We start from the raw sequence: 24,795 nt of genomic DNA on the forward strand, positions 1-24,795 counted from the left end.
TAATAGAAAAATTTTTTTGATGAAGAAGACAATCCTTATAGTTGATGATGAACCAACCATACTAAAACTTTTAGAGTTTGTTTTGTCAAAAGAATACCAAACCGAATTAAAAAGCAACGGATACGAGGCAATTCAGTGGTTAGAGGATGGTAATAAACCTGATCTGATTATTCTTGATGTCAATATGCCTTATTTTAATGGAACTGAGTTTTTGAACTCCATCAAAATAAGCGGTATTTTTTCTAAAATACCGGTAATATTATTGACCGGAACAACTGATACAAAAAACCTGGAAGCTCAGTTGAGGTTTCCGGTAAACGAAATAATACAAAAACCTTTTAATCCCACTAAGCTTAAAGATGCCGTCAAATACCTACTTGCTGAACACACAAAACTCTTCGCATCTGAAAACTAATTTTTTAAGTCAGACCGTTGGTATAGCGTATATAGGGAACGATTTTTTTGATGAAGTGATAGATGAAAGATTCACGTCAGGATACCAGATTGATGTATATCCCAGCCTGGCGAGTTTCAGAAAGCACCTCTCAGGGTCGTCTATTACTAATGTGCCTTATGCACTTTTGGTCGAGGTAACTAATGAAAGCGCCATCTTTAACGAGATAAGCACATTACGGCAAAACGCCATCGCAGCGGGCATCATCATTATTCTACTTACTTCTGTTAATAAAACTGAATTACATCAGCGGGCATTGGAAGCTAAAGCTAATGATATTTATTTTAAGCCGTTTAATAGCGAATTGATTTTTGAACGGATTAATTTCCTGATCAAGTTTAAGCTGATTAAGCCCGATGATGCATCGAAATTTGCTACCAAGGGTATAGAATACAAAATGCCGGTTTATAAGCGCTTATTTGATATAGTGGTTTCTTCGTTGCTTATTTTGTTATTATGCCCTTTATTTATACTGGTAATTATTTTAATACGATTGGAAAGCAAAGGCCCTGTTGTATATAAAAGCAAAAGAGCCGGAACAGGGTACAAAATATTTGATTTTTATAAGTTTCGCTCCATGATTACTGATGCCGATAAAAAGCTGGCAGCATTGAGCAAAACAAATAATCAGTACGCCGCCGGCGAGGACACAGGGGGCGGGCAAAAGGCATTTGTCAAAATATTAAATGATCCCCGTATTACTAAAGTGGGTAATATATTGCGAAAGACGAGTATCGATGAATTGCCCCAGCTTTTTAATGTGCTAAAAGGCGACATGTCGATTGTGGGAAACAGGCCTCTTCCCTTGTATGAGGCAGAACAGTTGACCTCTGATCAATTTGCTATGAGATTTCTGGGTCCGGCAGGAATAACAGGGTTGTGGCAAATATCAAAAAGGGGGCAGGCCGAGATGTCGGAGGATGAGCGTAAAGAACTGGATAATACCTATGCCAAGAATAGCTCTTTTTTAATGGACCTTAAAATAATGCTGAAAACAGTGCCAGCGATGCTGCAGAAAGAAAAAGTATAAAAAAATTTGTATGAATAACAGAATAACCATTTTACTAATGCTCTTCATCATCTCCCTGGAGGGCTTCTCTCAGGAGTCTATGATGAGTGATGTTGATGATGCATTTTTGAATAAATGTGTCAATCTGGCGATGGTTAATTATCCCAAAAGAAAAGTGGGCGATGCTACAGTAGAAAAGTCAAAAGCACAGATCGCTGCTGCAACCATGTCTTTATTTGATATACTCAACGCGGGTTATTTTTACAGCCCGCAAAAAAACCAGGGGCTTATTTATATACCCGGCGGCAGCGGCGGCACCAACAATGTGGTATTAAGTGGTTTCCAGTTCGGTGTAACGGTTAACCTGGGAAACTTTCTTGCCAAACCTGCAAACATAAAAGCTGCGAAGGCAGATTACAAAATCGCCCAGGCACAAAGCGATGATTATAAAATTGAACTCAGGAATTTAGTGAAATCCAATTATTACGATTTTATTGCAGCAAAAAAGCAGCTGGAAATAAAATCGCTGGCCGCCAAGGATTTCAAAAGCATATTAACAAATGCACAGTCACAATTTCAGAATGGAACTATAACACTTGATATTTACACCGCAGCTAAAAGTTCCTCGGTTGCAGCTGATGTAGAAGTACTGGAGGCAGAGGTAGCTTACCTTAAATCGAAAAATATTTTAGAAAGCGTTATTGGTACCAGCATCGAAAACGTTAAATAACTAAAAGAATATTCTGTAAGTTATGAATCTTAATTTAAAAGATTTTTTGAAATACTTAGCCAGGTTTAAATGGCTGCTTATTATTATACCTATAGTAATAGCGGTTGGTACCTATTTCATGGCCAAGAAGCTACCCAAAACGTACACATCTACCTCTCTTATATCAACAGGTCTTACAGGGCGCTTTCAGCAGAATGCATTAAATACAGGCGGTCAGATGGATTATTTTCAATTGAGTCAGCAATTTGGAAATATCCTCGAAAGAATGAAGTCTAAACGGAGTATTAATACTTTATCCTATAAACTCATTTTGCACGACCTTGAAAATCCCAATGAAGCTTTTAAAGAGCTTCCAAAGCTTGTTCAGGAATTATCTGCCGAAGACAAACAGCGGGCAATAACCGAATATAGAAACCGCCTTGAATCGGGGCAGCTGATTTCCGTAGCGGATAACGGTAACAGGATCAAGTTGTATGATATATTAACCGCCGCCAAGTATGATGAAAAGTCGTTAACGGATCATTTAAATATTTCAAGAAGCGGGGAAAGTGATTTTATACAAGTTGAATATGCTTCACAAAATCCTAATCTTTCTGCCTTTGTTGTGAATACTTTTTCATCTGACTTTATTTCCTATTACAATGGGCTTACAATAGCAGGTCAAAGAAAGTCGCTGGCTTTGCTCGACACGGTGCTGCAAAAAAAGCAATCGGAGATGAGGAAGAAAAGTGATGAAGCGCGCAGGGCGCTTCAGAACGAAGCCGCAACAACAGCGGGACAGGCCAATAGCCAAAGGCAGGCTGAAATAGCTTATTCCAAATATGCGGAAGCGGAGTCTCAAAGATTGCAGTACATCAGGCAGATCAGCTCCATTCAGGGCAACCTGGAAGAGGTTAATGCCAAATTGAGTGGTAAGGGCGGGTATGTAAATCAAACGCAGTCGAAAGAGAATGTAGATATTGTGAATATAGATGCTCAGCTGAAAATTGCGAATCAAAAGTATATTAATAATAATTTTCGTGCGCAGGACAAAAACTCAGTAGATTCTCTCCAGAGAATTAAGGACAGGCTTATTGAGAGATCTGCCAATAACGCAGGCTCTAATTCCGCATCGGTGAAGCGGGACCTGATGGCCGAGCGGATCAAGCTGGAAGGTGATCTGGCTTCTGCACAAAGTGCTTTAGCCACTGTTGAGGACCAGCTAAGATCATTGCCTAAACCATCAGGTGGAACTGCGGTAGCGGTTCCGCAGGCGCCACAGGATGTGCTGCGTGATGCAGAGAATGCATCCACCGAGTTCGAGCAGGCTCAGAATCAATATACCCAAACTGAGTTATTAACCAAAACGAGCACTAATCTGTCATTGGCAGAACCGGGCCTACCGGGTCCGCCGGAAAAATCAAAAACGCTTTTATTTGTTGGCTTTTCTGGTATCTCAAGCTTCATGCTTTGTTTAATGGCGTTGTTTTTAACTTTTGCCCTCAATAAACAGGTGGAAGATCCGTCCCGCCTGGAGAGCGTAACGCAACAAAAAGTGCTAGGTTGTTTAAACTATATTTCAGAAAGCGACAAAGACCTTCGCAATATCTGGAAGGACAATGATACCGTTAAAAATTATTCAGCGTATAAAGAGCTTTTAAGATCACTTCGGTTCGAAATAAATCAACATTTATCGGAGCAGAACAATGTATTGGGCATTACCAGTATGAAAGACGGTGATGGAAAAACCTTCCTGGCAGGAAGCTTAAGCTATGCATTTGCTATGATGGGAAAAAATGTGCTGCTGATATGTGAGAAAGACGGCAATATCATGGATTTGGTGTTGAATACAAATGGTAAAAAAGAATCTCCCCAACAACAGAAATTTGAGTCATTCCTTGTTAAAAAACAAATTCAGGTAGAAGACAGGATTACAATACTGAATAGAAATACGTCAAACAGTAATTCATTATTGGAACTAAGAGATACCAAAAGTTTAATTGCAGGGTTCGAGGTTCTAAAAAATACGTTCGATGTGGTTATTGTTGACATACATAGTGGAGAAGATATACATAATGTAAAAGAATGGTTGATGTTTTGCGACCGGAGTATTGCCGTTTATGAATCAGGTTCAAAATTTTCAGACAAAAACAGGCCGTTTGTTAACTATTTATCGTCGCAGGAAGGCTTTTTGGGATGGGTTTTAAATAAAGTAAAAGTTGCCTGATCCAAATCGTGAAAGTTTTAAATGAATCCGATCTCCTCCACAGATAAAAGCGTTACAAGACGCGGTTACACTATAATTTTTTTAGTTCTTTTATTGTCGTTGATAACCGGGGGGCTGGCGTATGTCACTAATTCTTTCTTTATACCCATTTTACCGGTAATTATAGCGGGCGGTGTCATCTTTATTGTTTTGTTGTTCAAAGAGCCATTCCTCGGGCTTGTGTCGGTTTTTTGTTATTGTTTTTTCCTTTTTATTCTTTCAAGAGAAATAAACAATGAAATACAGTTTGGTTTGGGTACAGAGGCATTGCTTATTTTGACCTGGCTGAGTGTATGGTATAATGCGAAGCGGTATGACTTTTCCGTTTTAAAAAACGAGCTTACTATTCTCTGCCTGATTTGGTTTATCATTAGTGTTCTGCAATTGGTAAACCCGGCAGATGCAAGTATAATGGGTTGGTTACAGGAAGTTAGGGCTACGGCACTTTTGCCACTGCTGCTTGCTCCGCTGGGCATGGTGTTGATTACTGATAATAAAAAATTGAATATTATTATTTACGTAATTATTATATGCTCACTTTTGGGAGTGTTGAATGGTATTAAACAAATGTATCTGGGACCATCGGCAGGGGAGCAGCGTTTCCTGGATGAAGGGGGAAATGTAACCCATATTTTGTTTGGCAAATTAAGGGTGTTTTCGTTTTACAGTAGTGCTGGTCAGTTTGGTCCTTCTCAGGCGCAGGTTTCGGTATTATGTGCTGTATTGGTTTTAGGGTTGCAAAAATGGGGACAGAAATTTATATTGGCTGTATTAAGTGTTTTGTTTTTTTATGGAATGCTTATCTCCGGCACGCGGGGTGCTTTTTTTGCATTAATAGGCGCTGCAGGCTCGGCTTTATTTTTTGCGCGTAAGTATAAGGTAATTATTGCAGGTGTATTGGTGTTGGGGGTGTTTGTAGGTATTTTAAAGTATACAACAATTGGCAATGGCAATTACAATATATACCGGCTTCGAACAGCAGTTGATCCTGAAGATCCTTCATTTAAGGTGAGACTGGCAAGCCAAAAGGTTTTGGCTGATTATATGTCAACAAGACCTTTTGGCGGCGGCATAGGTGTTATCGGAACTTTTGGTCATAAGTATAATAGCGATAAATTTTTATCGACTATTGAACCCGATAGCTATTGGGTTAAACTGTGGGCCATGTACGGAATTGTTGGCTTTATCATCTGGTTTTGTAGTTTAATGTATCTCATAGGCAAAAGTTTTGGTATTGTATGGACCATCAAAACAAAATCACTGAAGATCAAGCTTACGGCCCTTGGATCAGGAGTAGTGGGCTTATTCGTTTGTAGTTACGGGAACGAGGTGATGAATGATGTGCCGTCATCTTTTATCGTGTGGCTTTCATTAGCAGCTATATTTAATGCACATAAAATTGAAAAAAGCATCCTCTCAAACAGTAAGCTTTCTTAGTATGCCTTTTATATTATTTGTGATACCCGGGATTATTTTCTTTTTGATCGGCATTAGATCGGGATTGAAAAGTAAAAAATAATGACACTAAAAGATAAAATAAAATCTAACAGGTTTTTAAAGAAAACCAGCTCCTGGATGATGCAGCCGGCAGGTGACCCCAAACCGCGTTACTGGATGCGTTTGTTTTTAAACCCTTTTATTCACAAAAAAGGGCAGGGGGCTATTGTAAGAAGGCAGGCCCGGCTCGATATCTTCCCTTACAATACTTTTAGCCTCGGAAAGCAATCTATAATAGAAGCTTTTTCCGTAGTTAATAATGGCGTGGGAAATGTTATTATTGGAGATGGTAGTATTATCGGAATTGGCTGTGTTATTATAGGGCCTGTAACTATAGGGGCCAACGTTATGCTGGCCCAACATATAGTGGTTTCAGGTTTAAATCATCGTTATGAAGATGTAAGCCTTCCGCCAAGCAAACAGGATGTTGATAGAAAAATGATCACTATTGAGGATAATGTTTGGATTGGCGCCAATGCTGTTATAACGGCTGGTGTAACAATTGGCAAACACGCTATTGTAGGAGCAGGATCGGTGGTGACCAAGGATGTTCCTGCTTATTCTGTTGTGGTGGGAAACCCTGCGCGGATAATAAAACAGTATGATAGTGCCGATAATGTCTGGAAAAAGGTAACAAAATAGAATAATAAAGAATTATGCAAAACGAATATTTGTTTTGGATTTTACTTCAGGTTATAATGAGTATAAGCTTATGGCTTGCACCGGTCCTTTTGTTGATTGGTACGTTTCGTAAAAAAAGCAGCGCCAAAGCCACACAAACAGAAGATACTGAATTGGATTATGCCATTATAGTAACAGCCTACCAACAGGTAGGTCTTATCGATAAGGTAGTTCAGTCTATTTTGAACCTCGGTTACGAAAAATATATGATATATGTTGTCGCCGATAACTGCGATATTTCAACCATTAATATCAAGCATGAGAAAGTAAGAATTCTTAGCCCCGAAACGGTTTTGGCAAGTAATATTAAATCTCATTTTTACGCCATCAACAGGTTTGAACGCGCCCATGATATTGTTACTATAATTGACAGTGATAATTTGGTAGAAAAAGATTACCTGAATCAGTTAAACATCTATTTTAAACAAGGTTATAAAGCAGTACAGGGCACACGAAAAGCCAAAAATTTAAATACTGTTTATGCCTGTTTAGATGAAGCAGGGGATATATATTACCGGTTTACAGATCGTAAGTTACCATTTGATGCAGGTTCGTCTGCTTCCCTGGCCGGATCGGGCATGGCGTTTACTACTGATATCTATAAGGCCTGCCTGGAGGCTTTTTCTCTTACAACGGGGGCCGGATTTGATAAGATCCTGCAATATGAGCTGGTGAATAGAAACGAAAGAATTGCATTTGCTGAAAAAGCTGTGGTGTATGACGAAAAAACAGCGAAGACGGATCAGCTTGTCAAACAAAGAGCAAGGTGGATCAATACCTGGTTCAGGTTCTGGAAACTAGGTGCCGTCATGTTATTAAAATCTATCGTCAGGTTCAACTGGAATGGATTTGTTTTTAGCCTCATGTTACTGAGACCGCCTCTTTTTTTAATGTTCCTTGCTATCGGTATTTTTTGTATCATCAATATATTTACTGTTCCCCTTATGTTAATATACTGGGGCGTTTTATTATTGCTTTTTGTATTTGTATTTGTCAGGGCACTTAATCATTTTAAGGCAGATAAGCGGGTTTATGATAGTGTTTGGCATGCCCCTAAATTTGTCTTTTTCCAGTTGATTGCCTTTACCAAAGCGAAAAAGGCCAACAAGTTATCTGTGGCCACGGAACATGATCTGTCGGCTGAAACAGAAATTAAATAATTAGTCGACATTTAAACCGCCGCTACCAGGGCGACTTAAATCGCATAACTAATATTGTAATGGAGAAAATAAAAGTATTAGAAACTATTAGGCAGGGAAGTGTAGGTGGTGGGGAAAGCCATGTGCTGGACCTGGTGGGCGGCCTGAATAAGGAGCTTTTTGATCCTGTTGTACTGTCGTTTACCGAAGGTCCGATGGTAGACAGGTTGCAGGAAATGGGTATAAAAACACATGTAATTAGTACCTTAAAACCTTTTGATTTCAGGGTATTCGGGCAGGTGAAAAAGCTGATGAAGCAGGAAGGTATTCAACTGTTGCACGCTCATGGCACCAGGGCTTGTTCTAACACTTACTATCCGGCTAAGCAATTAAACATTCCCCTTATTTATACGGTACATGGGTGGTCTTTTCATGATAATCAAAAAGAGTGGATCAGGCGTATCCGGATCTTGGGAGAGCGCTTATTAGTAAAAAGAGCAGCGGTTACGGTATGCGTGTCGGATAGTAATCTTAAGGAAGGAAGTAATTATTTTGAGTTTAATAAATCAACGGTCATTAAAAATGGCATCAATCAGGTTAGATTTAATCCCGAAAAATCTTTCAAAGATGTAAGGGCAGAATTGGGTGTTGGCAAAGAAGAAGTTTTAGTAGGCTTTATAGCCAGGGTTACGTTACAAAAGAACCCGCTTTTATTGATCAGGGCTTTTGCGAAAATAGCGGGAACGCATCCCATTAAACTATTGATTGTTGGAGATGGTGATCTGAAAAAAGACGCGGTTGATTTGGCGGCCGCTTTGAAAGTAGAGGATAAAATTATATTTCAACCGTTCAGGCAGGATATTCCTGACCTGTTAAATGCTATTGATATTTACTGTCTGCCATCCCTTTGGGAAGGCCTCTCTATAGCACTTTTGGAAGCTATGGGCATGCGTAAAGCTATCGTAGCAACCCCCGTTAATGGTACCAAAGAAGTGATTACTCATATGAAAAACGGAATACTGGTACCCGTTAATGATGTGGATGCCCTGGCTGATGCGTTTGTGCAGCTTGCCAATGATCCCTCATTAAGATCACAAATAGCTCAACAGGCGTATGAGACTTTATCTCAGGAGTTCAATACGCAAACAATGGTGCATAAGATCGAAGATCTGTATACGCAGGTTAGTACGAATCACTCAAATAAAAAATAAAAGTGCTGCAAGGTAAAGATATCATTATCGTAGGACAACAGGCCTGGGATACTCCAATTGGGAGTAATTGTAAAGATATTGCCCTTGAGCTGAGTAAGCATAACAGGGTGCTGTATGTTAACTCACCTTTAGACCGCATATCTAAATTGCGCGGTAAAGATGATCCTAAAATACAAAAAAGAATAAACGTTATAGAAGGCAGGGAAACGGGCATTGTTCAAATCAACAGTAATTTATTCAACCTGTATCCCGATTGCATGGTAGAGTCCATTAACTGGATACCTGTTACAGCTGTTTTTAAAATAGTTAACTGGTTTAATAATAAACGTCTTGCAAAATCAATATTAAAGGCAGTCGATCACCTGGGCTTTAAAAATTACTTGCTCTTTAATGATAACGAAATGTTCAAGGCATTTTATCTGAAAGAATTGTTGAAACCTCAATTGTCCATTTATTATTCCAGGGATAATATGGTAGGCGTACCATATTGGAGAAAGCATGGTCTTACATTGGAGCCTGAACTTATAGCTAAAAGTGATCTTTGCCTTGCTAATTCAGAGTACTTGAAAAACTATTGTAAGAAATACAATCCGGCTTCTTACAATATGGGACAGGGCTGTGACTTTACTTCTTTTGCAGCCGAAAATTTGTCGCCTAAACCAGACATGGAACATATCAGCCGACCCATTATCGGTTATGTTGGTGCACTCTGGACCTCAAGACTCGATTTACCGCTTTTGGAGAATTTAGCAGTGCAACAGAAACATTGGAACTTTGTATATGTGGGTCCGGAAGATGAGCATTTTAAGAAAAGCAAACTTCACCAGTTACCCAATGTTTTTATGTTGGGATCCAGGAGCCCTGACGAACTAGCTTCTTATATCCAGTATTTTGATGTTTGCATGAACCCTCAGTATGTAAATGAAATAACCATAGGTAACTATCCCAGGAAGGTTGATGAATACCTCGCTTTGGGCAAGCCTACCATTGTTACCAAAACGGAGGCAGTACTTGATTTCAAAGATTACATATTTTTGGCGACCAATGAGCAAGAATATATCAGGGGTATTCAACAGCTGCTTGATTCTGATAACAGGGAGCTGCAGGATAAACGAAAAGCCTTTGCGTTGTCGCATAGCTGGGAGAACAGCGTTGAGCTGATGTCAAAAGCCTGTGAAGAAGTTGCCGGAAAAAGAGCAGGCAACTAAACTAAAAAGCGCTCGATACCATATAATAATAATCCGGGGTATGAATCGCAGAAATGTAATTAAAAGCTTTTTCCTGTATGGATTGGCTGCAACAGTAGTAGGATCTGTATTTGAAATTATTCATCTCAATAAATCAATTGATACAGGATATCTCCGATCCAGAAAAAAACTAATAGGTGCATTATCGGAGCTGATCATACCGGCAACAGATACGCCGGGTGCATTGGAAGCCAATGTGCCGGATTATATTATTCATGCCGTAACCGTGCAAATTCCCAAAAGGGAAGCCAATAGCTTTATTGCGGGGCTAAAAGAAGTAGAAGCCATCAGCATGTCTAAACACAAAAAAGATTTCTGGGATTGCAGCAAAGCAGAGCAGGAAAACATTTTATTACGTGTAAAGCAAATAGAAGTCGTGTCTGAGAAGCCGCTTCTTCACAAAATAGAAAAGAAAATACGCGGAGCCAGCTTTTTTGATACACTTAAAGAATTAACAGTAATCGGATTTTGCTCGTCTGAAGCAGGCGCTACCCGTGCGCTTCGGTATTCTTTTATCCCCAAAGAATACGATCCTTGTACACCTCTTAAAGCCGGGGAAACCAGTTGGGCAACAAAATAAAAAACATCATGAATTACGACGCAATTGTAATTGGTTCGGGCATAAGCGGAGGATGGGCCGCAAAAGAACTTTCGGAGAAAGGGCTGAAAACGCTTTTGCTGGAGCGGGGGCGTGAAGTAAAGCATGGAGACTACCCAACCGCATTAAAAAAGCCCTGGGAGTTTCCCGACCGGCTGCAGCTAACCAGGGAAGACCGGGAAACCAATCCGGTTCAACATCATTTTTATGACGAATCTTCCAGGTCGTTTTTCATTAAGGACAACGACTATCCTTATATTCAAACAAAACCATTTTTTTGGGCACAGGGTAACCAGGTAGGTGGGAGATCGTTAACCTGGGGGCGGCAATGTTATCGCTGGAGCGATCTGGATTTTGAGGCAAATGTAAAAGATGGTACTGCTATTGACTGGCCAATCAGGTATAAAGATATTGCACCATGGTACGATTATGTTGAACAATATGTAGGCATTAGCGGGAACAAAGAAAACCTTTCGCAGCTTCCTGATGGTATTTTTCAGCAACCGATGCCGCTGAACTGTATAGAAGAGCATTTGAAAACTTCCATTTCAAAAAATTATGACCATCGAATATTAACCATAGCGCGGGTAGCTAATTTAACCGAGGCAATAGGTAACCGGGGACAATGTTTAAAACGGAATCTTTGCAGTAGGGGCTGTCCCTTTGGTGCTTATTTCAGCAGTAACAGTGCCACCATTCCAACGGCATTTGCAACCGGTAATCTTTCGTTGCGCCCGTTTTCGACTGTAACGGAAATTATATATGATGAAAAAACTCAAAAGGCAAAAGGGGTAAGAGGAATAGATACAGAAACGATGCAGCCTTTCGAATTTTATGCTAAAATAATCTTCCTGAATGCATCAACGATAGCCTCCGCGGCAATTCTTTTGAACTCAGTTTCAAGCAGGTTTCCCAATGGTATGGGGAATGATAGTGGTGAATTAGGACATAACCTGATGGATCATCATTCTTCTGCAGGAGCATGGGGAGAGCATCCAGGGTATAAAGAGTTTTATTACAAGGGACGCCGGCCCTGCGGGTTTCTCATTCCGCGGTTTAGAAACCTGAGGGAGGGTGAGGACCTTAATTTCAAAAGAGGATATAATATACAGGGAGACGGAGAGCGAAGAGAATGGCAGGATGCTACTAACACTTATCCTGATGAAATAGGTGAAAGTTTTAAGAAGAAATTACTGGCGCCCGGTCCCTGGTCGGTATGGATGGCAGGATGGGGCGAGTGTTTGCCTTATCACGAAAATAAAGTCACTCTCAGCTCCAAAAAAAATAAATGGGGCATGCCTTTGGTTGAGATAGATTTTGAATTTAAAAGCAATGAAAACAACATGATGGAAGACATAAAAACATCATGTGCCGATATGCTGGAGAAGGCGGGTTTCAAAAATATTTCGACATTTAATTATGATCGCCCCGGGGGAGGAACAGTGCACGAAATGGGAACGGCAAGAATGGGCAACGACCCTAAAACCTCTGTACTTAACAAGTATAATCAAATACACTCGGTAAAAAATGTCTTTATTACAGATGGCAGTTGTATGACCTCATCCGCCTGTCAGAATCCCTCTTTAACTTATATGGCCCTTACGGCAAGAGCATGTGCGTTTGCAGTGGAAGAATTGAAGAAGGGAAATCTTTAACTGGTCTTTTTGCCTTTAAATATTTTCTTCAAAAACTCAGGGTAGAAGGCAACCGCATATACCCAGGGATTTAAGACGTTGATATTAAAATATTTTTTCAATACATACCTGGCAATCAGGAAAGCTGTTAAGTTTACAAATACGCTGGCATAAGCAGCTCCCATAATACCAAATTGCTTTATAAAGAATAAATTAGAAAGAAGAACCAGGCTGGCTGAAATAGCAACCAGGTAAAAATTAATTTTGGCTCTTCCCGAGGCTACCAGCACAATTCCGCATTGCCTGACGTAGGGGGCAAAAAGACAATTGATCAAAATGATTCTCAAAAGAGGTACTGATTCATGATATGCTTCGCCAGCAATAATAAGCATTACAAAATCTGCCAGAATAAACAACATTAAAGCACAGGGTACCAGCACCGCCAGTATAACACCTACTGATCGCTCGTAAATGTATTTGATAGATTCGTTGCCGTCGCTCTCAAAGCGCCTCGAACTTTGCGGAAAAACAATGGTAGACATAGCATTGATAGGTATGTCCGTTAGATTGGTTATACGGGTGGTTACGTTGAATACACCACTGGCAGATTTGGAAAGCATAAAACCTAACATCATTTGATCAATAGATCCTGCCAGCATGGAACTGAGCCAAACGGCGAAACTATACTTCCCGAAATGAAATATCTTTTTAACCCAGGCTACATCTATCGTTTTAGTAATATGAATGAATTTGTAGGAAAATGCCAGTGCCACGAATGTTGCCGCAATTACCCCCAGTATAGTTACGGTTGTAAGGGAAACGAGGCTTATAGATTGTTTGGTGAAATAATGATAAGAGATGTATGCGAAAGGTGCTAATTGCTTAACACTGGGAGCTAGCGAGCTGCCTTTAAACTGAAGATTGGCCTGTTCAATACAATTGAGCTCCGAAAGTATACCAGATATAATAAATGTAATAGTATAAAGATTAAGCATTGTAGGCAAAACCTCTGAACGCCATAACTGCCCGGCTACAGGAGATAATAATAAGAAAAGCAGTGTAACCAAAACCGAAACACATATATTGATAACGAAAGTAGCCGTGATAATTTTCTTTTTGTCAGGCAAGTCGGCCCCTGCAAGGAATTTAATAGTAGCTTCCTGGGTAAGGCCGTTTTTAGAAAGTTCAACAATTGTTATGATGCTTGTGAAAATGATCCAGGTACCGTAATCGTCAGGACTAAGTATACGAATAAGCATGTAAAAATTCAAAAAACCCAGAACCAGGTTACTACTATTCTGAAAAATGGTGATAATAGCATTTTTCAACCAGTAGTTTTTGGGCGAACTATTAAGTACGTTAGTCATGTTTTAATCAATAATGAATATTCATATTAATCCTGCCAGATAGCGCCTAAAAGGAAAATACACGAACCGTGAATGTTTTTAGTAGATGGTAAAGATATGGGTTGATTTAATGATATTAAAATGAAATGCTAAAGGACTGATAATAATTGCTGAACTAATATTTATATTCGTACAGAATAAGAATACAAACCTTCTATTAAATTTGCTGTAATGCAACTGTGTAATTTAATCCTGGCTCACAAAAATCCGCAACAAACAGCCAGATTATTAGAAAGTTTATATCATCCGGACTGCACGATATATTTACATGTAGATAAAAAATTTAGTCTGGAGCCCTTTAAGAAAGTGATTAAGGACCTGAGCCGTGTTCGGTTTATCAGGAAAAGGACATCTGTGCATTGGGGTGGCCCAAGTATGGTATATGCAATTGCAAAAGCAATTTTAGAGATACAGGCATACGGACAGCAATACGACTATATTAATCTGATCAGCGCGCAGGATTTCCCGATAAAGCCCATTCATGAGTTCGTCGATTTCTTAACTAAGAATAACGATAAACAGTTTATTTCCTATTTAGAGGGAGAGGAGGCGGATGTGTGGTGGTCTTCCGCAGCCGCCAGGTTTCAAAACTATCATTTCAATGAATTGCAGGTAAACCACAAGTACCTTGCCCAGGGCTGGATCAACAAATTATTACCCAAGCGGAAAGTTCCGTTTGAATGGGATTTAGTAGGTGGTAACTGCGCTACCTGGTGGACATTAAAATTGGATTGCGCTGTTTATATGGCTCAGAAAATACTGGAAGATAAACAGGTTAAGTCTTTTATAAAACTCACCTGGGGAATAGACGAAATTATCTTTCCCACACTTGTAATGAACTCGCCGTTTAAGAGTATCACAATAAATAACAACTTACGTTATATAGACTGGGAAGACCAAAATGCCCATCCTAAGATTCTTCAAATGGAAGACTACGACAGGTTAATCGGGTCCGGTCATTTTTTTGCAAGAAAGTTTGATGAGTCGGTTGACTCCCAGGTACTGGACCGCCTGCAACAAACTTTCTCAATTCTTAGTAAGTAAGAATCTCAGCTGCTAAAATAATTATTGAACTTTAGTAGCCCCGGTTCCTGAAATCTTAGATTTAAAGGAAGTCAGATCCTCAACCGCATCTGTTTCCCTGGCTACATAAATATTGTTGTCATTTCTCAGATAGCCAGAGCTGGACATGTCGTTAACAATAACTGCATCGTTATTATTAAACACAAGATTGTTATACAATTCTAATGTGCTATAAGTATTGTAGAAGTCAAGCAGCCGACCGGGAAAGGTCATTTTATCTGTGTTCATTTTTCCAACGGTATTGTTGTACACTTTAGCTTTCGCCGGTCTGAAATGGGAAATCGCCTTTATATATGGAGGAACCTGTATTTCAAAGCCGCTGTATTTACGGCTATTATAAACTATATTGTTATATATTTCTATAGTTTTTATATTGTCGTTCAGGCTGTATTGCCATAATCTCAGCGCATTTCCCTGGTGGTTAGTAATTACATTGTTGTAAAATTTCCCGTTTCCTCTCACGAAGAAAATACCGTTGTGGGTGTCGTTAGCCGAGTTTACATTATCAACTCGGTTGTCATGTATCAAAAAATCTTCAACATCACCAATTGAAACAATGGCCCCGGGAGTAGGCGAATTGGTACAAAGAATATTGGCTACTTCCAGTTTTTTAACAAGCCCGGTAAAGCCGTTATTGGTAATATCGCCGCCTAAAACAATAAAAGGACCTACATTATAGGCATCAAGATTGAGAAATGCCAGATTAGAACTATGAGAGTTAGCCGCGCCATTATATAACTTCGAATTCAGATCTGGGTAGCAGATCACATAATCCTGAACGTTTTGGAACAGCATGTTTTGTATCGTAAAATTATTGATTGCCCCCGATAAAGTTACAGCGCGGTAACTGCTGTTCATGAACGTGAAGCCGCGGGCGGTAGCAGATTCTCCTGCGCCGGAAATGGTTACATTGTTTAAGTCAGACAAGGTTAGTTGTTTTCCCCCGCTAAACACAACCTGGCCATTATTTATAAAAATAACTCTTGCCCCTGTAGCAGGCACTGAAACATTTTTGATGGCCATACTATTGTAAGAGCCTCCCTTAATTTTAACCGTATCACCATTTTTTAAATCTATCTTACTGCCACTTACCACAAAGTTGTTCCCATCAATAACTAAATTCCCCGAACCGGTTCCAACTGCAAAGGACCTCCCTTTAACAGTAGTATCTTTGGGTGGGGTAGTTGTAGTATCTTTCGGTGGTGTAGTAGTTGTATCCTTGGGGGGATTGGTGGTAGTATCGTCGCCAATATATATGGGAGACGACTTAGTGCAGGAAGAAAAAAATTGTACAAGTAGGGCTGTACAAATTGTGATGCCGAAGCATTTTAAAGAGCTGCGAAATAGTTGGGCCATGTTGAATTTTTTATACAAATTGGGGATGCATTTTGCGCCCAGGCGCAAAGATATATGTTTTGAGTATGGAGGGCTTACAGTTAAACAGTATTATCAATTTGAAAGATATCAATAAAAATATGTTTTTTTCTTAATCAATTATCATGCCTTATTAATAATTTTTGTACTCCCAAACTAAATATATTGTTTTTCCTAAACACCTGTTCATAAATACTATAATTTAGCGTCTTATGCCCTCAATATTTTTATCATATTTTTTCGGTTTAGCCGTTATTATCTTAAACAGCTGCGGCGATAAACAGGCTCCCGAATCGACCCCTGATACGGTTATCAATGGTCCCGGAGAGGTGATAGACACCACTGCTCCTATAACGATGGACCAGTTTATTGGTGTGAATACATTTGTAGACGATCTTCCACAGTTGATCAGCGTGGGCGGCTTTGCAAGAGAATATCATAACTGGGCCTGGGATGAGGGGAACTTTGATCCTGCATACCCCGGATTCCCTGCCAATCAAATACGTTTTGCACCCAGTTACCCCGGCTGGAGTTATGATGATTATTATCGTAACCTTCATAATATAGGCGTAGTGGTTGCACCTTGTATTCAGGGATCAGTTCCCTGGCTGCAAAAGGCAACGGCTTTTCAGGCCAGCTATAAACCCCTGGACGCACCGGGCCTTGATGCGGCTAATCCTGCCTCTTATTATGCCAAGTCCAACTTTATGTTCCAGTTTGCAGCGCGCTATGGAAGCAAGTCCGTTCCCGATAGCCTGCTCCAGCTGGCTTCGGGGCAGCGACGGGTTTCCGGATTGGGATATATTAAATATGTGGAAGACTGGAATGAGCAGGATAAGGATTGGGAAGGGAAGAATGCCCAGTTTACACCCGAAGAGTATGCGGCGATGGCCAGTGCCGACTATGACGGGCATGGCAATACAATGAAGCTGCACGGCAAAAAATATGGAATAAAAAATGCCGATAGCAGCATAAAATTAGTAATGGGAGGGCTTGCTATTTTTAATCTCGACTATATCAAACGTATGAAAAGCTGGTTCGAAGGTAACCGGGCCGATAAAAAATTTGCTGCAGATGTGCTGAATTTTCATCTGTATACTTTTCCCGACGGTTCGCAGTATGGTGATAGCGGACCGGCTTTATCGCCTGAAGCAGGAAAATTAAAGGAACAGATGGCTGCTGTTGTTAAATATAGAAACGAGTATTTACCCGGCAAAGAAGTATGGTTGTCTGAATTCGGCTGGGATACAAACCCCGATTCGAGATTAAGCGTGCCCGTAATTGGTAGTATGGACCGGCAGGAAGTACAGGGGATCTGGCTGGTGAGAGCTTATATGGCATTAGCGGCGGCTGGCGTAGACCGCGCGCAGATGTTTATGTTGCGCGATGTAAATCCCAATGATAAAACCCAGTTTTCGAGTAGTGGCCTGGTTGGTCCTAAAGGTGACTTTACGCGTAAAAAGTCCTGGTATTATGTAGCCACACTAAAAAACACCTTAACGAATATGCGCTATACAGGTGAAACGGCATCGGGCGACGCAAACGTACTGATCTATAAATTTAAAGAAGTTAAGGGAAGCAAAGGCGTGTATGCCATCTGGGCTAAAACCAGTAATGGCTATAAAGTGGACAATTACCAGCTCAAAATTCCGGCATCGGTATCAAATGCAAACCTTGTAACAGTGTCAACCGGAGCTGCATCGGGTCAGCAATCGAAATTAAATATCACTAATGGTCAGGTATCGGTTAATGTATCCGAGCGTCCTGTTTTTGTAACGGTCGATCGTATGGAGTAGCTGGTGAAATACATTGTTATTGTTGGAGTGCTTTAATAAAGCGGTCTTTACCATGCATATCTTTTTTCAGAATGGTGCTAAAACCCTTACTGTCGAACAATGATTGCGTTTCCTGGCCAAGTCCTTCAAATATTTCGACATAAATTGTTCCCTGATCTTTCAGTAAGGTTGTACCTGCTTCTGCAATAGCCTCGTAAAAAATAAGCGGATTTGTATCCTCTACAAAAAGTGCCAGGTGAGGCTCGTGGGCTAAAACATTCTCATGCATCAGCTTTTTTTCCTGTTGAGGAATATAGGGAGGGTTGCTTACTATAATGTCCGACTTTGGGAGCGACGGCCAGCGCTCCTTATTCAAAAAATCGCTTTGTATGAAGTTGATTTCAGTTTTATGTTTACGTGCATTTTTTTGAGCCACCAGCAGGGCTTCACTACTGATCTCGCAGGAGCTTACTTCCGATTCAGGTATTTTCCTTTTTAATATAACGGGAATACAGCCGCTTCCAGTACCAATATCTAAAATGGAAAGATCCTGTTTTCCTTTATGGTCCTTTATAATCCAATCCACCAGTTCTTCTGTTTCGGGACGTGGAATTAATACCGATTGATTTACATAGAAAGGAATATCATAAAACCAGGCTTCATTTAAAATATATTGTATAGGTTCGTTTTTTTGCAGTCGCTGTTCAATCTCATTCCACATTTTCACAAAACATCCGTCAGGAGTAAAGGTAGCGGCACTGTTGTTGCGGAGATCTATTCCTGTCAGATTTTCGATAGCCAGGTTAAATATGTTCCCTGCCTCATCTGCCGGGTAAATACCTTTTAAATTTTCGATAAAACCTGCTTTTAATTTTTGTAGCGACATATTACAAACTTATAAAATTTACCCAAGGCCTTTGCATTTATGGTAAACTGCCTGCAAATTAGAATGAGATGGCTGCTAATTCATTTACATTTGCAAAAATGTACGAACAGGCACATGAGGTTTATATGCAGCGTTGTCTGCAGTTGGCAAAATTAGCTGTGGGGAAAGTGGCGCCTAACCCGATGGTAGGCGCAGTGCTGGTGCATAACGGGCAAGTGATTGCTGAAGGATATCATCAACAATATGGTGGTCCGCATGCAGAAGTGTATTGTATACAGGACGTCTTGCAAAACCATCCTGATAAAATTACTGACTCTACTTTATATGTCTCACTCGAGCCCTGTGCTCATTTCGGCAAAACGCCGCCCTGCGCCGATCTGATCGTCCAGCATAAAATACCTAAAGTAGTTATCGGCTGCCGGGATAGTTTTGAAAAAGTAGACGGAAAAGGGATCGCTAAACTCAAAGCTGCTGGTATCGAAGTAATAACAGGCGTTCGGGAAAAGGAAGCTATTGCCCTGAACAAGGCCTTTTTTACGTTTCATCAGCTAACCCGCCCTTATATCACCTTAAAATGGGCTCAAACAGCCAACGGTTTTATATCCGGGGACGGTAAAGCCAGGCTAATGATCAGTAATGATTATACCAATCGCCTGGTGCACAGCTGGCGAAGCGGGCATGCTGCTATTATGGTGGGAGCCAATACTGCAATAGCAGATGATCCGCTGCTCGACAACCGTAACTGGATGGGGCCCGGTCCCAGGAAAATAGTATTTGATCCTCATTTAAAGGTGCCGGTAAGCCTTCGTCTTTTTAATACAGCAGATGTTGTTATCATTTTGAATACCATTAAAGATGCGGTTTCGGGAAATATCATTTATTTAAAAATGGATAAAAATAGTATGATACCAGATGCCATGCGCCAGCTGCACCAATTAAACATACAAAGTGTACTAGTGGAAGGGGGGGCTTTTCTGCATCAGTCTTTTATAGAAGCGGGTATGTGGGATGAGGCCCGTATGATTACTAATAAGGAATTGCTGGTAAATAAAGGTGTGGCAGCACCTGTACTGTCAGGCCAGGCAAAGCTAAAAGCCACCGCATTGCAAAACGACGAAATTATATATTTTAAAAACCAAAACAACTCATTTGTTCATGCCGGTACCGCATTACTTTAATACGATCAACACAACAGGTACTGCTGAATTTAAAGACAAGGGAAGTCGTTTTATTGCAGTGGCTTACCCGGTTAAGACCATCGCCGACTGCAAGCAAAAGCTGCTGGATGTTAAAAAGGAATATCCCAAAGCGAGTCATTATTGTTTTGCCTATCGTTTGGGGCTTGATAATAATCAGTACCGGGTAAGCGATGACGGAGAGCCTTCGGGCTCTGCGGGTAGACCTATTTTAGGGCAGATCGATAGTCGCGGCGTTACTGATATATTGATTGTGGTAGTCCGGTATTTTGGAGGCACCTTATTAGGGGTGCCTGGCCTGATTAACGCCTATAAATCAGCAGCAGCTATGGCGCTTCAGGTTACACCGTTGATCAGGAAACCGGTATTGGTTTCTTACCACCTGCAGTTCGATTACACCCAAATGAATGATATTATGACCACCATTAAGCAATTTGAGTGCGAAGTAATAAAACAGGAGCTACAGTTATTTTGCGTGATGGATATAGCTATACCTCAATACCGCCTTGCAGAAACCTTAATGAAGCTGGGGGACATCCGTGATATTGCCATTCAACCCATTCAAAAATAAGCACCGCTATCTGCTAAAATAGCATACCAACTATTGTTTTTCTGCACTTTAGTCATATTTAAGGAGCTGAATATGACATCATTACATTAAATATGGGCTTGGAATTTGATTTGATAATGAGAGTGTGTTCTGATACATTCAACTTCAGCGTGATTGTTGCTGTGGTGTAGCAAGGCATGAACTTTTAACTAAGAAACTTTAATTATGAATCTGGGAAATTTTACAATAAAAGCAGCTGAGGCTTTTCAACAAGCTCAGCAACTGGCATTTAATGCTCAGAACCCTAATATAGAAGCGGAGCATATTTTAAAAGCTTTATTGGAGCAGGAAGACTCTCCGGTAGATTATCTTTTAAAAAAGAATAACGTAACAATCAACCTGGTAGATAACAAACTCAATGAGTTACTATCAAAGTTGCCAAAATCGTCGGGAGAGCCGGCGCAGCAAATTAGCCGGGACGCCAACAACGTGGTATTGCGTGCGGGTGCTGCTCTAAAGCAGTTTAACGACGAGTTTATCACTCCCGAGCATTTATTGTTGGCAATTGTGGAGGGTAATGATGCTACAGGAAAATTATTGAAAGATGCAGGCCTTACTGCAAAAGGATTGGTTACTGCTATTAAAGAACTAAGGCAGGGGTCAACCGTATCTTCTCAAACACAGTCGCAGGAGTTTAATGCATTAAACAAGTACGCCAAGAATTTAAATGAACTGGCGCGACAAGGTAAATTAGATCCGGTGATTGGAAGAGACGAAGAAATTCGCCGTACCCTTCATATTTTGAGCAGAAGAACCAAGAACAATCCCATACTGGTAGGTGAGCCTGGTGTAGGTAAAACGGCGATAGCTGAAGGTATTGCCCATCGCATCGTGAATGGAGATGTACCCGAAAACCTGAAGTCGAAGATCATTTACGCATTGGATATGGGATTATTGATAGCCGGTGCTAAATATAAAGGAGAGTTTGAAGAACGCTTAAAAGGTGTGGTGAAAGAGGTGAGTGGAAGTGATGGTGAAATTATATTATTTATAGATGAAATTCATACCCTGGTGGGTGCCGGCGGTGGTGACGGAGCTATGGATGCGGCTAATATATTGAAGCCGGCCCTGGCTCGTGGCGAGTTACGTGCAGTAGGCGCTACTACTTTGAACGAATATCAGAAATTCTTTGAAAAAGATAAAGCGCTGGAGCGTCGTTTCCAAAAGGTAATGGTAGATGAACCTTCGGTAGAAGATGCTATATCTATTCTAAGAGGCTTAAAGGATAAATATGAAACCCACCACCATGTACGTATAAAAGACGATGCTATTATAGCCGCAGTAGAGTTATCCAGCAGGTATATTACCGATCGTTTTTTGCCGGACAAAGCCATTGATCTTATTGATGAGAGCGCGGCTAAACTAAGGCTTGAAATGAATTCTATGCCTGAAGAGTTGGATCGTTTGGACAGGCAGATTCGCCAGCTGGAAATTGAGCGGGAAGCCATTAAAAGGGAGAATGACGAAGAGAAGCTGAAGCAGTTAAATACCGAGATAGCAAATCTTTCGGTAGAGCGGGATACTTTAAAAGCCAAGTGGTCGGAGGAGAAGGAACTGGTAGAGCAGATCCAGAGTGCCAAAGCCGGTATTGAGAGCTTAAAGGTAGAAGCAGAGCAGGCCGAGCGTAATGGAGACTATGGTAAAGTTGCTGAGATACGGTATGGCAAGATTAAGGAAGAAGAAGAACGCATTACAAAACTTACAAAGGAGTTGCAGGAAGACAGCGAGAAGCGTTTATTGAAAGAAGAAGTAGATGCAGAGGATATTGCAGAAAGTGTAGCCAAATCAACCGGTATTCCCGTAAGCAAGATGATGCAGAGTGATAAGGAAAAGCTTTTGCACCTGGAGGAGCACTTGCATGAAAGAGTGGTAGGACAGGAGGAAGCCATTACGGCTGTTGCTGATGCCATCCGGCGTAGCCGGGCAGGACTGAGTGATCCTAAGAAACCGATCGGTTCTTTTATCTTCCTCGGTACTACGGGCGTTGGTAAAACAGAATTGGCAAAGGCCCTCGCTGAATATCTTTTTGACGATGAGGGTATGATGACCCGTATTGATATGAGCGAATACCAGGAAAAGCATACTGTAAGCAGGCTGGTAGGAGCGCCTCCCGGTTATGTGGGTTACGATGAAGGCGGGCAGTTAACAGAGGCTGTGCGCCGTAAGCCTTACAGTGTAGTGTTGTTAGATGAGATTGAAAAAGCGCATCCTGATGTATGGAATGTATTGTTGCAGGTATTGGATGATGGGAGACTAACTGATAATAAAGGCCGTGTAGTTAATTTTAAGAATACTATTATCATAATGACCAGCAACATCGGCAGTCACCTGATACAGGAGGCATTTGAAGGGGTTTCGGAGAAAACGCTGGATGATGCTACCGAAAAAGCAAAAGTTCAGGTAATGAGTTTGCTGAGAGAAACCGTAAGGCCGGAGTTTTTGAACCGCGTGGATGAGATCATTATGTTCCAGCCTTTGCTGAAAAAAGATATCGTAGGTATTATTAAGATACAATTAGAAGGTTTAAGAAGACAGGTATTGCAAAATAGCGGCTTACAGTTGCATTTTAGTGATTATGCGCTCGACTTTTTAGCCGAGCAGGGATTTGATCCTCAATTTGGCGCCCGGCCCTTAAAAAGGCTGATCCAAAAGGAAATAGTAAACCAGTTAAGTAAACGCATCCTGTCGGGTGATGTAGATAGAAACACGCCTATTTTGGTAGATGTATTTGATAATACAGTAGTATTCAGGAATGAAACGCATGAAAGCAAAACAGTATAATTGATATGGAAGCCTCCTCTCAGGGGGCTTCCTGTTTTTATCAACTATAGCCACTCTGTAACTTTTTATTATTTTATAGGCTTTTTTTGCGATATTTCGAAGAAAAAATTTGTTAGTTCAAAAAAAAAATTATCTTCAACCGCTTTTTAAAATAGCGTAAATTTTTAGTAAAAAAGAAAGATACCTGGCCAAAATAAATTTTTAATTTTATGAGCTTAAAGAAAGACGATGAACCAATAATAGAGCCTAAAGATATTTTTGTGGGTAAAAAAGATGCTCCCGTAATCTTAATGGAATTTGGCGAGTACGAAAGTGAGGATTGTGCCAAGGCTAACGAGATAGTTAAGCAAATTCTAATCGATTATGAGGGCCAGGTAAAGTTTAATTTTCGTCACTTCCCCCAAACACGAATTCATCAACGCAGCTTAAAGGCGGCTGAAGCAGCTATTGCGGCAGCGCAGGAAGATAAGTTTTGGGAAATGCACAATACACTTTTTCAAAACCGTAGAAACCTGGGTACTACCAGTTTAAAATTGCACTCTAAAGATGCAGGTGTAAAGAATAAAAATTTTCTGGAAGAGCTGGTTAACGGAACTTATGGCTGGCAGGTTCAGGACGATCTTAAAGAAGGGTTGGATAGAGGGGTTAAGGAAGTGCCTACTTTCTTTGTAAACAATGAAATGATAAAGGGTAAACCTACCTATGCGTCTTTAAGCACAGCTATTGATGCTGCGTTAAAAAATGGTAAAAAAGCTACTGCTTCCAAATCGAAAGCAGCACCTAAAAAAACAGCTGCCGCCGCAACAAAACCTAAAAAGTAAGCATGTCTTACTGTTACTTATATAGTATATTCCATAAGTGTTTGTTTAAGTAGTTGTTATATACCATCATATTTACTGTATTTTTTCTGAAACCCTTTACTGTAAAGGGTTTCAGCCGTTTTAGCCCATTCTGTAGACTGAGCTGCATAAGATAAAATTATTAAACAAAACAATTTTTATCTAACATCTTTTTTGTAATTATTTTGTTTAATTGTTGAATAATTTCGAATGTACCAAGCGTATGGATTTTAATTTGTACAGCAGGTAAAAAAATGTTTGTGATTATTTTTTTTATGTTGAATAAATGTGGATATTCGCCGTCCGTCTTAAAATTTTTTTGTTGTATAGAGCTGTGAGTCTGATGATGTTTTTTGATGATTTTTTTAAATTGTAGCACCCCAATAAATTCGCTGTTTCA

General features: G+C 40.4%; 20 protein-coding genes. 17 read left to right on the plus strand and 3 right to left on the minus strand.

The features are described 5' to 3' along the window. Positions 1-19 precede the first annotated feature (19 nt). The 11 genes from ACLOAU_RS14805 (at position 20) to ACLOAU_RS14855 (ending at position 12,466) form a co-directional block, all read left to right on the plus strand. On the plus strand, positions 20-415 hold the full coding sequence (locus ACLOAU_RS14805; protein ID WP_427862649.1) for a response regulator: 396 nt from the start codon (positions 20-22) through the stop codon (positions 413-415). Next, complete coding sequence (locus ACLOAU_RS14810; RefSeq protein ID WP_427862650.1) at positions 378-1,484, plus strand: sugar transferase; 1,107 nt, start codon at positions 378-380, stop codon at positions 1,482-1,484. Before ACLOAU_RS14805 ends, ACLOAU_RS14810 begins: the two co-directional genes overlap by 38 nt. A gap of 10 nt (positions 1,485-1,494) precedes the next feature. Further along, complete coding sequence (locus tag ACLOAU_RS14815) at positions 1,495-2,193, plus strand: TolC family protein (RefSeq protein WP_427862651.1); 699 nt, start codon at positions 1,495-1,497, stop codon at positions 2,191-2,193. A gap of 22 nt (positions 2,194-2,215) precedes the next feature. After that, positions 2,216-4,399, plus strand: a complete 2,184-nt coding sequence (locus tag ACLOAU_RS14820; RefSeq protein ID WP_427862652.1) for an exopolysaccharide transport family protein — start codon at positions 2,216-2,218, stop codon at positions 4,397-4,399. Between the two features lie 21 nt (positions 4,400-4,420). Further along, positions 4,421-5,875, plus strand: a complete 1,455-nt coding sequence (locus ACLOAU_RS14825; protein WP_427862653.1) for an O-antigen ligase family protein — start codon at positions 4,421-4,423, stop codon at positions 5,873-5,875. An 81-nt stretch (positions 5,876-5,956) separates the two neighbouring features. After that, a complete protein-coding gene (locus ACLOAU_RS14830) occupies positions 5,957-6,577 on the plus strand; it encodes an acyltransferase (RefSeq protein WP_427862654.1) in 621 nt (206 codons plus the stop codon). Positions 6,578-6,633: 56 nt separating this feature from the next. Next, complete coding sequence (locus tag ACLOAU_RS14835; protein ID WP_427862655.1) at positions 6,634-7,776, plus strand: glycosyltransferase; 1,143 nt, start codon at positions 6,634-6,636, stop codon at positions 7,774-7,776. A gap of 59 nt (positions 7,777-7,835) precedes the next feature. Beyond that, positions 7,836-8,966 carry a glycosyltransferase family 4 protein gene (locus ACLOAU_RS14840; RefSeq protein WP_427862656.1) on the plus strand — a complete coding sequence of 377 codons (1,131 nt, stop codon included), beginning with the start codon at positions 7,836-7,838 and terminating at the stop codon, positions 8,964-8,966. 2 nt (positions 8,967-8,968) lie between these two features. Beyond that, entirely contained in the window at positions 8,969-10,174 is a 1,206-nt protein-coding gene (locus tag ACLOAU_RS14845; protein ID WP_427862657.1) for a glycosyltransferase, read from the plus strand. Positions 10,175-10,214: 40 nt separating this feature from the next. Then, positions 10,215-10,793, plus strand: a complete 579-nt coding sequence (locus ACLOAU_RS14850; protein ID WP_427862658.1) for a gluconate 2-dehydrogenase subunit 3 family protein — start codon at positions 10,215-10,217, stop codon at positions 10,791-10,793. An 8-nt stretch (positions 10,794-10,801) separates the two neighbouring features. Then, positions 10,802-12,466 carry a GMC oxidoreductase gene (locus ACLOAU_RS14855; protein WP_427862659.1) on the plus strand — a complete coding sequence of 555 codons (1,665 nt, stop codon included), beginning with the start codon at positions 10,802-10,804 and terminating at the stop codon, positions 12,464-12,466. On the opposite strand, the gene ACLOAU_RS14860 is transcribed toward ACLOAU_RS14855, so the two are convergent. Continuing rightward, positions 12,463-13,812 carry a flippase gene (locus ACLOAU_RS14860; RefSeq protein ID WP_427862660.1) on the minus strand — a complete coding sequence of 450 codons (1,350 nt, stop codon included), beginning with the start codon at positions 13,810-13,812 and terminating at the stop codon, positions 12,463-12,465. The two genes, ACLOAU_RS14855 and ACLOAU_RS14860, sit on opposite strands and share 4 nt — an antisense overlap. A 210-nt stretch (positions 13,813-14,022) precedes the next feature. Between ACLOAU_RS14860 and ACLOAU_RS14865 the strand changes: the two genes are divergently transcribed. Further along, complete coding sequence (locus ACLOAU_RS14865) at positions 14,023-14,895, plus strand: beta-1,6-N-acetylglucosaminyltransferase (RefSeq protein ID WP_427862661.1); 873 nt, start codon at positions 14,023-14,025, stop codon at positions 14,893-14,895. Between the two features lie 21 nt (positions 14,896-14,916). Here ACLOAU_RS14865 and ACLOAU_RS14870 read toward each other — a convergent pair whose 3' ends face one another. Then, positions 14,917-16,290: a hypothetical protein gene (locus ACLOAU_RS14870; RefSeq protein ID WP_427862662.1), complete on the minus strand. Its 1,374-nt coding sequence runs from the start codon at positions 16,288-16,290 to the stop codon at positions 14,917-14,919. A gap of 230 nt (positions 16,291-16,520) precedes the next feature. Here ACLOAU_RS14870 and ACLOAU_RS14875 point away from each other — a divergent pair, with 230 nt between their 5' ends. Beyond that, positions 16,521-18,104 carry a hypothetical protein gene (locus ACLOAU_RS14875; RefSeq protein WP_427862663.1) on the plus strand — a complete coding sequence of 528 codons (1,584 nt, stop codon included), beginning with the start codon at positions 16,521-16,523 and terminating at the stop codon, positions 18,102-18,104. Between the two features lie 16 nt (positions 18,105-18,120). Here ACLOAU_RS14875 and prmC read toward each other — a convergent pair whose 3' ends face one another. Beyond that, positions 18,121-18,969 (minus strand): peptide chain release factor N(5)-glutamine methyltransferase, encoded by an 849-nt coding sequence (gene prmC, locus ACLOAU_RS14880; RefSeq protein WP_427862664.1) that lies wholly within the window; start codon positions 18,967-18,969, stop codon positions 18,121-18,123. 68 nt (positions 18,970-19,037) lie between these two features. Here prmC and ribD point away from each other — a divergent pair, with 68 nt between their 5' ends. The 4 genes from ribD to ACLOAU_RS14900 all read left to right on the plus strand — a co-directional run bounded on the left by ribD (position 19,038) and on the right by ACLOAU_RS14900 (position 24,377). Next, the gene (gene ribD, locus ACLOAU_RS14885; protein WP_427862665.1) at positions 19,038-20,147 is read left to right on the plus strand and encodes a bifunctional diaminohydroxyphosphoribosylaminopyrimidine deaminase/5-amino-6-(5-phosphoribosylamino)uracil reductase RibD; all 1,110 of its coding nucleotides are present in this window, start codon (positions 19,038-19,040) and stop codon (positions 20,145-20,147) included. Beyond that, positions 20,125-20,736 carry an IMPACT family protein gene (locus ACLOAU_RS14890; protein WP_427862666.1) on the plus strand — a complete coding sequence of 204 codons (612 nt, stop codon included), beginning with the start codon at positions 20,125-20,127 and terminating at the stop codon, positions 20,734-20,736. Before ribD ends, ACLOAU_RS14890 begins: the two co-directional genes overlap by 23 nt. 204 nt (positions 20,737-20,940) lie before the next feature. Beyond that, the gene (gene clpB / locus ACLOAU_RS14895; RefSeq protein ID WP_427862667.1) at positions 20,941-23,556 is read left to right on the plus strand and encodes an ATP-dependent chaperone ClpB; all 2,616 of its coding nucleotides are present in this window, start codon (positions 20,941-20,943) and stop codon (positions 23,554-23,556) included. 209 nt (positions 23,557-23,765) lie between these two features. Continuing rightward, positions 23,766-24,377: a DsbA family protein gene (locus ACLOAU_RS14900; RefSeq protein WP_427862668.1), complete on the plus strand. Its 612-nt coding sequence runs from the start codon at positions 23,766-23,768 to the stop codon at positions 24,375-24,377. Positions 24,378-24,795 lie beyond the last annotated feature (418 nt).

Source organism: Paraniabella aurantiaca (assembly GCF_050309965.1).
Classification (GTDB): domain Bacteria; phylum Bacteroidota; class Bacteroidia; order Chitinophagales; family Chitinophagaceae; genus Niabella.